The organism is Devosia sp. LC5 (assembly GCF_000735585.1).
Lineage (GTDB): Bacteria > Pseudomonadota > Alphaproteobacteria > Rhizobiales > Devosiaceae > Devosia.
On sequence record NZ_JNNO01000044.1, the window covers coordinates 57,579 to 71,197 of the forward strand.

Sequence of the window (13,619 nt, forward strand, 5' to 3'; positions counted from 1 at the left end):
ACCACCAAAGGAGCGGGCGGGCAGCGGCGTCTTAGCACTATAAGAGGCCCAAGGTTAAGGCTTGCGCGAGTGTTTGCCCCCGTGATGGGACTGTCTGCCGCACCACAGATCGATCATGCCGGTGCGCTGACGCGGGCGCTGGTCGTTCGCGCGCAGAATGGCGATGCTGCCGCGTTCGGCGAGCTGATCGAGGATCACTATGACCTGATCTACCGCACGGCCTGGAAATGGTGCGGCAACCGCACCGATGCCGAGGATGTGGCGCAGGATGTGTGCGTCAAGCTGGGCGCGGCGATTGGCGGGTTCGATGGGCGTAGCGCCTTTTCAAGCTGGGTCTATCGCATCACGCTCAATGCGGTGCGCGACATGCAGCGGGCGGCCAGCCGGCGGAACAAATATGCCGATGCCTATGCCGAGGTGAGCCCCGAAGATCACCCCGCCGACCAGGAGGATGCGGCGACCTCGCACCAGCTCTGGGCGGCGGTGCGGGAATTGCCCGAAAAGCAACGCGACGCGGTGTTGCTGGTTTATGCGGAGGAATTGAGCCACGCGGCGGCGGCCGAGATCATGGGCATCAAGGAGGCCACGGTCTCCTTCCATGTGCATGAGGCACGCAAGACCCTAAGGGGGCTGCTATGAGCGACGATATGCACGATCCATTCACCGGCCTCAGCCAGGCCAAGGCGCCGGCGGGCAATGCCGAGGCGAAAAAGCGCGCCCTGGCGGCGGGTATGGCGGCGTTCGAGGCCATGCAGGCGGAAACGGCTCAGAAATCAGCAGAAGCAACCCAAGGAAACCGGAAAGGCGGGCGTCTTAGTTCCATCATCACCACCCTGAAAGGGAACTGGATCATGGATATGCGTCTTCCGATCGGCACGGCTGCCATTGCATTGCTCGTGCTGCCGCTTGGCTACCAGCTTTATACCAGCACCTCGATGACACCGAGCCAGGTGAATCAGACTGCCAGCCAGCCGCCTATCGCCTTCGATCCGCCGCCGACGACGCTGCCAGTCGACCCGACAACTTTGAGTGCGGCGCAGGCCGAGACTGAAGTTGCGGCCCCTGCCACCCAGACCGCACCGGCACCAGCCGATGAAATGCGCCTGCGCGAGCTGGCGGCCGAGCCGCAATTCGGCGGGGAACTCGCCGACAATATGTTCATTGCGCCGCCGCCAGCACCCACCACGGTCATGCCGATGGGGGCAGTGGCGCGGGGAACGGTGCCGGATTATGCCGTCGCGCCCCAGGCCGAAGCTAGCGGCGACGAATTCACCAGCTTTGAGGAACAACGCCTCAAGGTTGCCGCGAGCGATCCGGTTTCGACCTTCTCGATCGATGTGGACACGGCCAGCTATTCCTATGTGCGGCGCTCGCTGGAAGAGGGTTATGTGCCCGAACCAGACGCCGTGCGCATCGAGGAATTGCTGAACTACTTCCCCTATGATTATGCACTGGCGGAAAGCGCAACGGCGCCTTTCAAACCGACCATGGCAGTGTTCCCCACGCCATGGAACCCCAAGACCCAATTGCTCGAAATCGGCATCAAGGGTTATGTGCCCCCAGCCGGTGAGGACAAGCCGAGTAATCTGGTGTTCCTGATCGATACATCCGGGTCGATGGACGAGCCGGACAAGCTGCCGCTACTGCAGCGAGCATTCGGGCTCTTGGTCGATCAGCTTTCGGCCAATGATACGGTATCGATCATCACTTATGCCGGTTCGGCCGGGGTGGTGCTGGAGCCGACCAAGGCGATCGAAAAAGCCAAGATACTGTCGGCGCTCGACCAGCTTTATGCGGGTGGCAGCACGGCGGGCGCCGAAGGTATCGAGCTGGCGTACAAGCTGGCTGAACAGTCCAAGGTCAGCGGGGGCACCAATCGGGTGATCCTGGCCACCGATGGCGATTTCAATGTGGGGATCGATGACCCCGAAAAGCTGGAAGACTTCATCAAGGCCAAGCGCGATAGCGGGGTGACGCTGTCGGTGCTGGGCTTCGGGATGGGCAATCTGGACGATGCGACTATGCAGGCGCTGGCCCAGAACGGCGATGGCAATGCCAGCTATATCTCCAGTTTCCGCGAAGCCCAGAAAGTGCTGGTGGAAGAGGTCGGCTCGACCCTGCACATGATTGCCAAGGATGTGAAAATCCAGGTGGAGTTCAACCCGGCCGTGGTCAGCGAATATCGGCTGATCGGCTATGAGACGCGGGCACTCAACCGCGAAGATTTCAACAATGACGCGGTCGATGCCGGCGATATCGGGGCCGGGCATACGGTGACCGCGCTCTATGAAATCACCCCGGTCGGTTCAGGCGCCGAATTGGTCGAGCCGCTGCGTTATGGCAACCAGCAGCCGGCAGTTGGCGGAGCGGCGGGCGAGGAAATCGCCTTCCTCAAGATGCGCTACAAAATGCCCGATAGCGATGTCAGCCAGCTGATCGAGCAGGCGGTGACGCCCAGCGTGGTTTATGGCGATATTAGCGAGGTGAGCGATGACGCGCGCTTTGCCGCGGCCGTGGCCGCTTTCGGGCAGAAGCTCAAGGGCTCGGACTATGTCAGGGACATGAGCTGGGCCGATATTCAGGCGCTGGCCCAGTCGGGCAAGGGCACGGATGAAAGCGGCTATCGCGCCGAGTTCATCCAATTGCTCAAGACCGCGGCGCTGTTGCAGCCGGATGCGGCAGGGGATGCCTGTACGCCGGATAGCGAGGCGGACGGCGCCTGCTGATAGCCGGTAGTTCTTTGGAGGGGCGGGCTGGGAAACCAGCCCGCCCTTTGGCGCATTCAGACCAGGGGCTTCAGATTGGCCTCGATGCTGGCGCGGCGGGGTTCGAGGAAGGGCGGCAGGGCGAGGGATTCTCCCAGCGTTTCCATCGGCTCATCGGCGGCAAAGCCAGGCACATCGGTGGCGATCTCGAACAGGATGCCATTGGGCTCGCGGAAATAGAGCGAGGTGAAATAGTAGCGTTCCACTTCGCCGCTCGAGCGAATGCCGGCCTGGGTCACCCGGGCGATCCACTGGCGCAGGCTATCCTGGTCCGGCGTGCGGAACGCCACGTGATGCACGCCGCCGGCGCCGGGCCGGGCCGGGGCCAGGGTGGGATCGACCACGACATGCAGCTCGGCCGCGGGGCCGCCTTCGCCCATTTCGAACACATGGGTTTCCCCCGTCGTGCTGGTGGCCGGATAGGTGCGGACCTTGCGCATATTCATCACCTGGGTCAGCACGGCTTCGGTGCGGTCAAGCTGAGGCACGGCCAGCGAGATGGGGCCCAGCCCGATGATCTGCTTTTCGGCCGGAACCGGGCTTTTGTGCCAGGGCACGACCTTATTGGCCGCGTCTATCACCATGCGGAAGCGCTGGCCTTCAAAATCCTCGAAGTCGAGCGAGGTGTGGCCGTTGCGCTCCTTGATGGCTGATGTGCCCACATTGTGGCTCTGCAGATGGTCTTTCCACCATTTGAGCGTGTCTTCGCTATCGACGCGCAGGCCAGTGCGGCTGACGGTGTGATTGCCGCGCTTTTCGGGGCCGGTTTCGAAATCGAAAAAGGTCAGGTCGGCGCCGGGCGAGGCGACGCCATCGCCGTAGAACAGGTGGTAGGCGGTGGTCTGGTCCTGATTGACCGTCTTCTTGATCAGCCGCATGCCCAAGGTCTGGGTATAAAAGGCCAGATTCTTGCTGGCCTGGGCGGTGACAGCGGTCAGGTGGTGGATGCCTCCGAGCTGCAAAGTCATAGCTTTTGTCTCCTTCATGCGGCGAACCGCGCTAACATTGCCCAAGATGTAAGCGAGAGCGCCCTGCTTGTGCAGCGGTCCAGTTCCGACAAACTGTTGTGGATTGTCGAACGACAGCCAGTGGGCGTTGTCAGATTCGCATGCGGCCCGCGTTTTGTCATGGGGGACGGCAGAGGAGGGCGCTTGACAGGCCGGGATGGCAAATCTAATACGTCGACTAGCTTTTCAAGCGTCGCTATCCCGGCCTTCGGCCGGCGCAGCCTTGGGGCGGAGTAGCTCAGTTGGTTAGAGCAGCGGAATCATAATCCGTGTGTCCCCAGTTCAAATCTGGGCTTCGCTACCATTCAAACCCTCGGGAAACCGAGGGTTTTTTGTTTTCTGGCGCGAGAATCAGATGGGTTGGGGGCAGAGACCCGTCGCCGTCCTGTTGCCTGAATGGGTTGGTTGACCCGCGCTCAGTTCGAACAGGGCCAGACGGCGCTCGACAGTGCCAAGAGTTCTTTGGCAGCCGCCCAGTCGCAGCAGGCATCGGCCAATGAAGTGCTGTCCTATGTCGATCTCAAATCCAATGCCGATGGCATTATCCTGTCGCGAACGGTGGAGCCGGGGCAGGTGGTCGGCGGCGGCCAGACGGTGCTGACCCTGGCGCAGGATGGCCCGCGCGACGCTGTGTTCAATGTCTATGAGGCTGCGCTCACTGGCGTGCCCCATGATGTGCCGGTCGATCTGTCGCTGGTCGCCGATCCCTCCATCACAGCCACACGGCGTCGGTATCGACCAAGTGTCCGACCAGCCCCATGTGGTCGAGGAGGCCGTCGGCGGCTTCACCAAATCCCTGTTCGAAGCCGTGGTCATCGCGCTCGTGGTGAGCTTTCTTAGCCTGGGTTTGCGGGCGGGGCTCGTCGTCGCCATCTCGATCCCAATTGTGCTCGCGCTGGTCTTTGTGTTCATGGAATTCATGGGCATTTCGCTGCAGCGCGTCTCGCTGGGCGCCCTGATCATCGCCCTGGGCCTTCTTGTCGATGACGCCATGATCACCGTTGAAATGATGGTGTCGCGCCTCGAAGCCGGGGATAGCTTGGGCAAGGCCGCGACCTTCGCCTATACCTCGACGGCCTTCCCCATGCTCACGGGCACCCTTGTTACAGTTGCCGGCTTCCTGCCCATCCTGCTCAATGCCTCGACGGCCGGTGAATATGTCCAGTCCCTGTTCTATGTGATCGCAGCAGCGCTTTTGATTTTCCTGGGTCGTCGCCGTGCTGTTCGCCCCGCTGATCGGGGTGGCGCAATTGCCCAAGGTCATGCAGGGCCATGCCGACAAAAAGCCCAGCCGCATTTCTGGCTGGTTCCGGCAGTCGCTGGCTATCGCTATGCAGTTCCGCTGGGCCACCATCGCCTTTACCGTGGCGCTATTTGCCGTAGCGCTGTTCGGGCTGATCTGCGTGGTCGCGGCTCTATTGCCGACGGGAACGCCCCTGGGCTTTGTGGCGCTGCTGGGCGTGCTGGCGCTGGCCGGGATCATCATCCGCAATGCGGCGATCCTGATCGGCCAGATCAACGACAATCTCCGCGACGGCTAAAGTCAGTGGGACGCCGTGCTCCACGCCACCGAACACCGCATGCGGCCCAGGCATGAGGCCGTGGGGGGGAAATTACCGACCTGTGATGGAGCGTTGCTAGGCCGGCAGGACCACCACCTTCGTATTGACTGGTGTCTTGTCATAGAGATCGAGCATGTCCTGGGTGAGCAGGCCAACACAGCCGCTGGAAACGCCTTTGCCGATCGTCTCAGGCATGATCGTGCTGTAGATCGTATAAAGCGTGTAGGCGCCATTCTGGTAGAGATAGAGTGTTCGTGCGCCGAGTGGATTGTTCAGCCCTGGCGGCATGCCGCCGGCATATGGTGCGGCCTCTGGCTGGCGCAGGATCATCTCCCTGGGGGGCGTCCAGATTGGCCATTCCGCCTTGCGGCCAATGTAGGCTTCACCGCTCCACAAAAAACCGGCACGACCCACATTGGCGCCATAACGAGTGGCGTAGCCGTCGCCTTCGATGCGGTAAACGTAGTAGTGGCCAGGGTCGATAATGATCGTGCCTACCGCCTCGGCAGAATCGTAACGCACTCTTCGGCGAAGATATTTCGGATTGATCTTGTTGATATTTACCGCAGGAACCGGGAAGCGCTCGTCAGGGAGTGGCCCATAGACGCGCTCTGCCTCCGCCAGACTCATCCCGCCTGACGTAGCGCAGCCAGCAAGACCAAGCGAGCCGAGAGCGACGGCAGAGCCGACCAGAAACGAGCGGCGGTTCATCAGATCGGACCGAGTTGCTGCGCCCTCCCCGCCACCGTCGACAATACCATTACTCGCGATCATGCTCGAGAATTCCCCCGCAGACTGGACCGGCCCAGCACTTTCAACCAAGATTGGTCCTATCAGACCAGATTGGCAAGCTCTGCGAAGACCATTTACTCGCGGCCGGTCCGCGCGGTGATGTTGTTCAGCGGCCCCAGAACGCGTCTTCCTGCTCGGGATCGGCTGAGAACAGCCAGACTTCAACGATCTTGCCATCCGCAATGCGCAGCAGATCGATACCGGGCTGGTCGAGCGTGATGCCTTCGCGTTGGCCGGCAAACTCGATTTCGATGGCAACCAGATTGCCATTGGCGGTGTACCGATGGGCGTGGGTGATGGCGAAAGTGCCGCCGGCGACGTCCATCATCCCGCCCATCATGGCCCCGAATTCGGCAATACCATTCTTGGTGCCCGAGAACTGGTTGTTGCCTGGTTGATGCCAGATCACCAGAGGGGAAAGCAGTTCGCCAAGCGTGGCCTGATCCCCGGTCTGGACGGCTTTGATGTAGCTCTTTGCGATATCGATATTGCTCATTTGATCTCTCATTTGCGGTCGCGGTGAGGTGTTTTTCGCGGTTTATGGAGCGGTAATAATGGGAAAATCTCCATTCTGTCGTGGTTCAGAGGTGTCAAAATATGATAATTATCGGACAAATGGTCGGAATTGGCGGAACGCAAATAGCAAAGAGCAGAACAAAGCTGGATCAGCTCAACTACCGTCCGAGCGGACGCGATCTGGATGTCGAGATTTTCCACTTTTCGGATTTGCGGCGCCGCGTGAGTTCCGAGCAAATCCTGGCGCTGTATCGTTATTCCTTTCACACCCTGATTTGCGTCACCGAGGGGGCGGTGACCCAGGTGGTGGACTTTCAGCCGGTTAGTTGTTCGGCTGGGTCCCTCCTCGTTTTGCGGCCCGGGCAGGTTCATAGTTTTGGCAGCGACGAAGGCTGGGACGGCTGGATGGTTCTCTTCCGCGCCGAATTCCTGCCCTCGGAAACGCAGGCCACCGCTGACCTGCTGCCAGTACTTGGCCTGGATCGGCTGCCAGATCATCTCTCCCTGTCCACCGCGGATTTCGCTGCGGTCAACGAGGCGATCGCGCGAATGCAACAGGACGCGACGAGCGCCGCGCCGTCCAAGGACCTGCACGCCCTGCTGCGTTACGAGCTTTGTGTGCTGCTGCTGCGCCTTGCCATTCTGCAGGATCAGCATTTGGACGTCGACGTCACCAGAAGCCCGCGCTTGCAGCGCTATGGCAGGTTTCGCCGGCTGCTCGAGCAGAACTATGCCGGCTGGCATCAGGTATCGGATTATGCGGCCGCGCTGGGCTGTACCGAGAAAAGCCTGACGCGGGCCGCGCTGGAGGCGACTGGCCAAAGCGCCAAGAGCGTCATTGCCGCCCGCATCGCGCTCGAGGCCAAGCGGCTCCTGGTCCACACCGACCGGCCTATTTACCTGATCGCCGAGGGTCTGGGCTTCGAGGAGGCAACCAATTTCGCCAAGTTCTTCAAACGCGAGGCGCAACTTACGCCGATTGCGTTTCGCCGGCGGTCAAAATTTGACCTCGGCGGGTTGTTGAAGAGATCGGCGGTTTGTGCGTGAGCTTCAGCTTGCCCCTGGCGCGTTAATCTGGGAGCAGTGAGCCCGCCGCGCCGGTCGGGAGGTCTTCCAGCAGGCGGGTGGCATGAGGCCGGAACTGCAGGTGATGCCTTGAAATCGGGGCGTTCAGGGGCCATATTACAGCTGGCTGGCTTAGCCTTGCAGGCTGCTGATCTTGCCGGGATTGATTGCCCGGCCATCTCAAATTTGCGAACGGTTTGCGCCCGGCCGCGTCATCGCGGCTGGAAGTATTGCCTGCGGTGCCGTGGCATGGCGCTGAACTCAATCCAGAAGGAATGACCATGTCCGGTTTTGACTATTCCGCTGCCGCCGAACTCTATCCGAGCAAGGGCCGCAATGAATCTCCCAAGGCGCGCTACCGCCGCTTTGCGACCGCGGCAGAGGCGGTGCAATATGCTGTGGAGGAGATGCCGCAGGCATTGCTGCGGGGCTCGTTTCTCGAAGTAGACGAGCAGCGCTTTGATGGCGCGCAGATACTTGATCTCTACAGCGCCGAAACCTACCCGCTGGCGCGCGCCGCCACCACTGTCCCACCCGCGCCGCGCCTCATCCGAATGCCTGTTTCACGGTGATTGTTGCCTGCGATGGCCTTGGCGCAGTAAGTGCGTAGAGGCCAACGCCGGAGAGTCGCGCCGTGAATTTACTCCGAGAATTGAGCATGGGGGAGATCGTGTCGCGCATTGCGGCAGTGCTCCTTTATGCGGCGATCCAGGGCTTCGCCCTGGCAGGATTTGCGCGCCTGCTCGGCGACAAGCGGCCGCAATATGAGGGCCGGCTGACGGCCAATCCCTTTGCCCATATCTCGGTATGGGGCACGGTGATGGCGGCGCTGTTCGCCATGAGCTGGGTACGGGCGGTGCGGCTTGACCCCGCGCAAAACCGGTTGGGGCACTGGGGGCTGATCTTGGTCGCCCTGCTGGCGCTGGGCGTGATCGTGGCGTTGGTGCCACTCATCGATCTGTTGCGGCCGCTCGCCCTGCTACTGCCCCGGACCGGGGGCTATGCGATGCTCTACGTGGCGGGACAGTTACAGATCGTGGCTATCGCCTCGGTGGCGCTCAATCTGCTGCCAATCCCGGGATTGATTGGCGGGGTACTCTGGCAGGCCATCTGGCCGGGCGAGGAGCGGCGCCTGTTGCGGCTCGAGCCCTTCGGGCTGGCCATGGTGATCGTGGCGATCGTGGCCGGCTGGTTGCCGAACCTGGCAAATGTGCTGTTGCCGCTGGTGCAGCTTCGATAGGGAACGCGCCTCTCCGCAAGGGAGAGGCGCCCAATTGAAGAACGGTCCGTCAGACTACTCGGCCGCGTTAACCGCAGTGATGAGCTTGGTGGGCACATAAGTCACACGCTGCTTGAGCTCTTCGCCGGCAAGAACCCGCATAACAGCATCGGCAGTAGCGGCGCCGATACCGGCGAAATCCTGGGCGACACTGGCTTCGAAATTGCCGCCGATAGCGATGGCTTCACGTGCCTGGGGATTGGCGTCGATGCCGGTGATGACGATGCCTTCGCCCTCGCGGCCGGCCGCTTCGATGGCCTGGAGGGCACCCAGCGCGGGTTGGTCCCAGGCGGCCCAGACGGCCTTGATGCTGCCCGGCTCGGGGTTGGCGGCGAGGATGGCTTCCATCTTGGCGCGGGAATCGGCAATGCCGCCATCGGAGACGTCGGGGGTGACGCGGTCGAGCACGTTGATATCGGGGAAATTGCCGAAGACTGCATCAGCTACGACGCCACGCACCTGGACGGGTGGGAAGGCTTCGAAGATGAACATTACCACATTGCCCTCGCCACCCATACGGTCGGCCACATAGGTCGCGGTCTCTGCCGCCATGGCATAGCCATTGGAGGTGACATTGGTGGCCAGCAGCGGATCGCTACCGGCATCCATGCCAATCACCGGAATGCCGGCATCGGCGGCGACCTGCAGACCCGCGGCGACCTGGCTGGGATCGACATTGATGACGATGGCATCGACATTCTGGGTGACCATGTCTTCGATGCGGCTGATCACGGCGGCGACGTCACCGGCGGTATCGATGACATTGACGTCCCAATCCTTGCCTTCAGCTGCAGCCTGGAAAGACTCGACATAGAATTGGGTACCGGGCTGGGCCAGATAGGGCGTGATGATGGCGATCTTGGACTGGGCCATGGCCCCGCTCGCGCCCAGAGTGGCAGCGAGCAGGCTCGCGCCAGCCAGCAGGCCGCGGGTGAAATGAATGGTCTTGAAAGTCATGTGTATGTTCCCCTGGATGCGAATGCCACCTGGTGCCTTGCCGGGATGGTTCCCTTTCGCCGGCAGGCACCATATGGGAGAGGCTTGAGGGCGGCTAGGTAATTTGGGGACGTAACGTGGCGAAAATCACGCTGATCGGCTTGGATGTGGGCACGACCGCCACCAAGGCGGTGCTGATCGACGAGGCAGGGGAGCGATTGGCGGCGTTTGCGCATCCGCATGCAACCACGCGACCGCAGGAAGGGCATGCCGAGCAGGACCCGCGCGACTGGATGGCGGGAGTGCTGGGTGCGCTGGATACCTTTGCACAGGAGTATGATCTCAGCGGTCTCAAGGCGATCGGGATTTGCAGCCAGGTCAATAGCCATGTGTTCGTGGACGAGGCGGGCACGCCGCTGCTACCGGCGATCATCTGGCAGGATGGGCGCTCGGCGCCCGATGCCGCAGCGCTGGATGCGCAGGTGAGCGCCGAGCAGAAAATCGGCTGGTTCGGCACGCCGATGCCGATCGATGCGAGCCACGCCTTGTCGCGGATGGCGCATGTGCGGCGGGTGCATCCCGAGATTTATGAGCGCACGCGGCATGTACTGGCGCCCAAGGATTTTTGCATTTTGCAGCTGACCGGGGTGGTCGTGAGCGACCCGATTGCGGCGGTGGGGCTGGTGGACGCGGGGGGCGATTATGTCGCCGACTTGCTGGCCCTGGTGCCGCGGGCGGCCGAGCTTTTGCCGCCGCTGGCGAGCTTTACCACGGTAGCCGGTGTCGTGCGGGCGGGTCTGCCCTGTGCCGGAATGCCGGTTGTTGTCGGGGCGATGGATGCCTGGGGCGGCATGTTTGGGGTGGGCGTGGTGGCCGATGGGGACGCCATGTATCAGAGCGGCACCAGCGACGGGCCGGGGATTGTGTCGAGCACTATCGTGCCCACGCCGGGCGTGATCCTGTTTCCGCCCTATGAGGGCGTGGTGATGCATGCCGCGCCGACGCAATCGGGCGGGGCGGCGCTGGGGTGGATTGCCGGGGTCTTGGGGCGCTCCCCCGCCGAGGCGGCAGCCTTGGGCGCAAGCGCTGTGCCGGGGCGGTCGGTGCCGCTGTTTTTGCCGCATTTGCAGGGGGAGCGGGCGCCGCTGTGGGATAGTGCCTCGCGCGGGGTGTTTGCGCGGCTTGATCCCGGGTCGGGAGCAGCGGAGATGGCGCGGGCGGTAATGGAGGGCGTGGCCTATGCCGGTCGCTGGGCGTTCGAGGCGCTGTACCGGTCGGCGGCGGTCGATCCGGGTGTGATCAATATCGGCGGCGGCGGGTCGCAGTCCGACGCTTGGTGCCAGGTCCGCGCCGACGTGTTGGGCAAGCCTCTGCGGCGCTGTGTGGCGCCGGAATCTGCGGCGCTCGGGGCGGCGATCTTGGCGGGGCAGGCGAGCGGGATTGGCGGGACACTGGCGGAGGCGGTGCGGCAACTGGTCCAGTATGACCGAGTATTCGAGCCGGATGGCGCGACGGCGGGCTACCATGCCGACCGGTTTGGCCACTTTCAGGCGCTGTACGCGGATTTGCGGGGCTTTAATGCGCGGTTTTAGGCTGTGAGATTGGGGCATCCCTCCACCCTCCCTTCCCTCCCCATCAAGGGGAGGGTGACATCGAGTTTTGGGAAACATCGGAGCACGCCCTGACGTTTTATGGATGTGTGATTGGGGCGCCATTTTGCCTAGCCCACTGGGTTCACCCTCCCCTTGATGGGGAGGGGTGATGGGAGCCCGGATGCTGGTAAGGGAACGGAGGTTCCAGCTTTCGCGGGAATGACATTGTGGGGGGAATGGGCATTGAAGCGATGGGCGGGTGCAGAACCCCTCACCCTGTAATTTCTGCCGGACGCAGAAATTACTGTCCCTCTCCCGCAAGGGGCGAGGGTGGGCCCGGTGGCCGTTCGGGCTTAGCGATCCGTTCCGATCATTTCCGCGGCCTTCGACCCGATTGCCATCGCCGGAGCGTTGGTGTTGCCGGAGACGATGGCGGGCATGATGGAGCAGTCGATGATGCGCAGGCCGTCGATCCCCCGCAGGCGCAGGCGTTCGTCGACGACGGCCATGGGGTCACTGTCGGGGCCCATGCGGGCGGTGCCGACGGGGTGGTAATTGGTTTTGACCGTTTGGCCGGCGAAGCGGGCGAGGTCTGCCTCGGCAGTGATGGCCGGGCCGGGCAGCAACTCCTCGGCAATCTTGGATTTGAATGGCTCGGTGGCGAGCAATTGGCGGGCTACGGCAAGCGAGGCCAGGGTCAGGCGCAGATCGTCGGCGTGGCCGAAGAAATTGCAGTCGACCAGCGGCTTATCCTCGGGATTGGCCGAGCGCAGCTTGACGCTGCCGCGCGCCTTGGGGCGGAGCAGGCAGGAGGTGAAAGTGACCCCATAGGTGGGCTTGGCCGAGGAGACGTCACGGTCCAGATAGACGATAGGAGCGCAATAGAGCTGGATGGTGGGGCGGTCGCCGCCATCGGGATCGTAGAACAGGCACGCCTCGATGCCGGTGGTGGTGACGGGGCCCGAGTTGAACAGCAGATATTGCAATCCATTGCGGAGCATGGGCCAGCCCTTGTCCTGGCCGAAATAGCCGGACTTTTTCCGGGTAGTGGCGATGACGGGGACTTCGTGATGGTCCTGCAGGTTGGCGCCGACGCCAGGCAGATCGGCCACGACGGCTATGCCGTGTTCGCGCAGGTGATCGGCGGGGCCGATGCCGGAGAGCATCAGCAGCTTGGCCGTGTTGTAGGTGCCGGCGCCGATCAGCACTTCGTGGTCGGCATGGACGGTGTGGGTACTGCCATCCTTGGAATAGGCGAGGCCGATAGCGCGGTTGTTTTCGATGATGATGCGGTCGACGCGGGCGCCGGTGATGATGGTGAGGCGCCCGTCTTTGCGCAGGGGATCGAGGAAGGCCTTCTTGGCGTCGGAGCGGGCCTTGTGGTGGTTCCACAGGCCATAGGTGTGCTGCATGATGCCGACGCCGTTCTGCCGGACGCCGTTGAAATCGGGATTATAGGGATGGCCCAAGCCTTGGGCGGCAAGCAGGAAATCCTCGGTGGTGTCGCAAATCTGGCCGGGTTCGGAGACGCGCAGATTGCCCGCAATGCCGTGATAGACATTGTTGAAGCGGGCATTGGCTTCGAGGTTTTTGAAATGGGGGAGCAGGTCCGTATAAGACCAGGCGCCGGTATTGCCCAGGCTCGCCGCCCAGCCGTCATAATCCTCGCGCTGGCCGCGCATATAGACCATGGCATTGACCGCGCTGCCGCCGCCCAGGGCTTTGGCGACGGGCACGATGGGGCCGCGCCCGCCGAGCTGGGGTTGCGGCACCGTGTTGTGCATTTCGAGGAAGTCCTCGCGCGCGAGATATTTCATATAGCCGGCTGGGAAATCCATGAGGCGGGCGGTCTTGGCGGGGCCGCGCTCGAGAATGAGCACGGAGCGGCCGAAATCGCGGACGAGGCGCATGGCCGCGACCGAAGCCGCCGAGCCGCCGCCGGCAATGATGAAATCGTAGCTGGATGCCAAGGCCAGGTCCCCTCCGCCGGATTGTTCCCGGGCTTTGGCGCACACTATTGCAGAGCGGGGAAACGGGGGCTAGCGCGGAGTTTTCGCTTTCGACAGGCTGGTTTGTCGGGCTAGTCTCCCGCCAAAGACGGGGGA

Annotated in this window: 11 protein-coding genes, 1 tRNA gene and 1 pseudogene; 8 read left to right on the plus strand and 5 right to left on the minus strand. The window is 62.6% G+C overall.

Annotated features, from left to right (window positions below; all coding sequences use genetic code 11):
- Positions 1 to 126: 126 nt before the first annotated feature.
- Both FF80_RS17615 and FF80_RS17620 read left to right on the plus strand, forming a co-directional pair.
- Entirely contained in the window at positions 127 to 639 is a 513-nt protein-coding gene (locus FF80_RS17615) for an RNA polymerase sigma factor (protein ID WP_200877230.1), read from the plus strand.
- Entirely contained in the window at positions 636 to 2,726 is a 2,091-nt protein-coding gene (locus FF80_RS17620; protein WP_081917521.1) for a VWA domain-containing protein, read from the plus strand. Before FF80_RS17615 ends, FF80_RS17620 begins: the two co-directional genes overlap by 4 nt.
- A 56-nt stretch (positions 2,727 to 2,782) precedes the next feature.
- Here the strand turns inward: FF80_RS17620 and FF80_RS17625 are convergent, their stop codons facing one another.
- Positions 2,783 to 3,733, minus strand: a complete 951-nt coding sequence (locus FF80_RS17625) for a ring-cleaving dioxygenase (protein ID WP_035102849.1) — start codon at positions 3,731 to 3,733, stop codon at positions 2,783 to 2,785.
- Between the two features lie 266 nt (positions 3,734 to 3,999).
- Between FF80_RS17625 and FF80_RS17630 the strand changes: the two genes are divergently transcribed.
- Together FF80_RS17630 and FF80_RS21475 are read left to right on the plus strand one after the other, a co-directional pair.
- Positions 4,000 to 4,076, plus strand: a tRNA-Met gene (locus FF80_RS17630).
- Between the two features lie 414 nt (positions 4,077 to 4,490).
- Positions 4,491 to 5,169 (plus strand): annotated as a pseudogene (locus FF80_RS21475) (efflux RND transporter permease subunit); the annotation flags it as partial.
- A 240-nt stretch (positions 5,170 to 5,409) separates the two neighbouring features.
- On the opposite strand, the gene FF80_RS17650 reads toward FF80_RS21475, so the two are convergent.
- Both FF80_RS17650 and FF80_RS17655 read right to left on the minus strand, forming a co-directional pair.
- Entirely contained in the window at positions 5,410 to 6,108 is a 699-nt protein-coding gene (locus tag FF80_RS17650) for a L,D-transpeptidase (RefSeq protein WP_035102853.1), read from the minus strand.
- 124 nt (positions 6,109 to 6,232) lie between these two features.
- Positions 6,233 to 6,622 carry a nuclear transport factor 2 family protein gene (locus FF80_RS17655; protein ID WP_035102854.1) on the minus strand — a complete coding sequence of 130 codons (390 nt, stop codon included), beginning with the start codon at positions 6,620 to 6,622 and terminating at the stop codon, positions 6,233 to 6,235.
- A 101-nt stretch (positions 6,623 to 6,723) separates the two neighbouring features.
- Here FF80_RS17655 and FF80_RS17660 point away from each other — a divergent pair, with 101 nt between their 5' ends.
- The 3 genes from FF80_RS17660 (at position 6,724) to FF80_RS17670 (ending at position 8,947) form a co-directional block, all read left to right on the plus strand.
- Positions 6,724 to 7,689 carry a helix-turn-helix domain-containing protein gene (locus FF80_RS17660; protein WP_244445811.1) on the plus strand — a complete coding sequence of 322 codons (966 nt, stop codon included), beginning with the start codon at positions 6,724 to 6,726 and terminating at the stop codon, positions 7,687 to 7,689.
- 185 nt (positions 7,690 to 7,874) lie between these two features.
- Positions 7,875 to 8,279, plus strand: coding sequence for a hypothetical protein (locus tag FF80_RS17665; RefSeq protein WP_244445812.1), 405 nt, complete (start codon positions 7,875 to 7,877; stop codon positions 8,277 to 8,279).
- Positions 8,280 to 8,341: 62 nt separating this feature from the next.
- Positions 8,342 to 8,947, plus strand: coding sequence for a hypothetical protein (locus FF80_RS17670; protein ID WP_152558421.1), 606 nt, complete (start codon positions 8,342 to 8,344; stop codon positions 8,945 to 8,947).
- A gap of 54 nt (positions 8,948 to 9,001) precedes the next feature.
- On the opposite strand, the gene FF80_RS17675 is transcribed toward FF80_RS17670, so the two are convergent.
- Positions 9,002 to 9,943 (minus strand): substrate-binding domain-containing protein, encoded by a 942-nt coding sequence (locus tag FF80_RS17675; protein ID WP_052153721.1) that lies wholly within the window; start codon positions 9,941 to 9,943, stop codon positions 9,002 to 9,004.
- A gap of 116 nt (positions 9,944 to 10,059) precedes the next feature.
- On the opposite strand from FF80_RS17675, the gene FF80_RS17680 reads away from it, so the two are divergent.
- A complete protein-coding gene (locus FF80_RS17680; protein WP_035102856.1) occupies positions 10,060 to 11,514 on the plus strand; it encodes an FGGY family carbohydrate kinase in 1,455 nt (484 codons plus the stop codon).
- Positions 11,515 to 11,867: 353 nt separating this feature from the next.
- Here the strand turns inward: FF80_RS17680 and FF80_RS17685 are convergent, their stop codons facing one another.
- The gene (locus tag FF80_RS17685; protein WP_035102857.1) at positions 11,868 to 13,484 is read right to left on the minus strand and encodes a GMC family oxidoreductase N-terminal domain-containing protein; all 1,617 of its coding nucleotides are present in this window, start codon (positions 13,482 to 13,484) and stop codon (positions 11,868 to 11,870) included.
- Positions 13,485 to 13,619 lie beyond the last annotated feature (135 nt).

What these genes read in the sequence shown, in the direction of transcription:
- FF80_RS17620 (WP_081917521.1), top strand. Translation starts at nt 636, where the DNA reads ATGAGCGACGATATGCACGATCCATTCACCGGCCTCAGCCAGGCCAAG.
- FF80_RS17625 (WP_035102849.1), bottom strand. Translation starts at nt 3,733, where the DNA reads ATGACTTTGCAGCTCGGAGGCATCCACCACCTGACCGCTGTCACCGCC.
- FF80_RS17650 (WP_035102853.1), bottom strand. Translation starts at nt 6,108, where the DNA reads ATGATCGCGAGTAATGGTATTGTCGACGGTGGCGGGGAGGGCGCAGCA.
- FF80_RS17655 (WP_035102854.1), bottom strand. Translation starts at nt 6,622, where the DNA reads ATGAGCAATATCGATATCGCAAAGAGCTACATCAAAGCCGTCCAGACC.
- FF80_RS17660 (WP_244445811.1), top strand. Translation starts at nt 6,724, where the DNA reads ATGATAATTATCGGACAAATGGTCGGAATTGGCGGAACGCAAATAGCA.
- FF80_RS17675 (WP_052153721.1), bottom strand. Translation starts at nt 9,943, where the DNA reads ATGACTTTCAAGACCATTCATTTCACCCGCGGCCTGCTGGCTGGCGCG.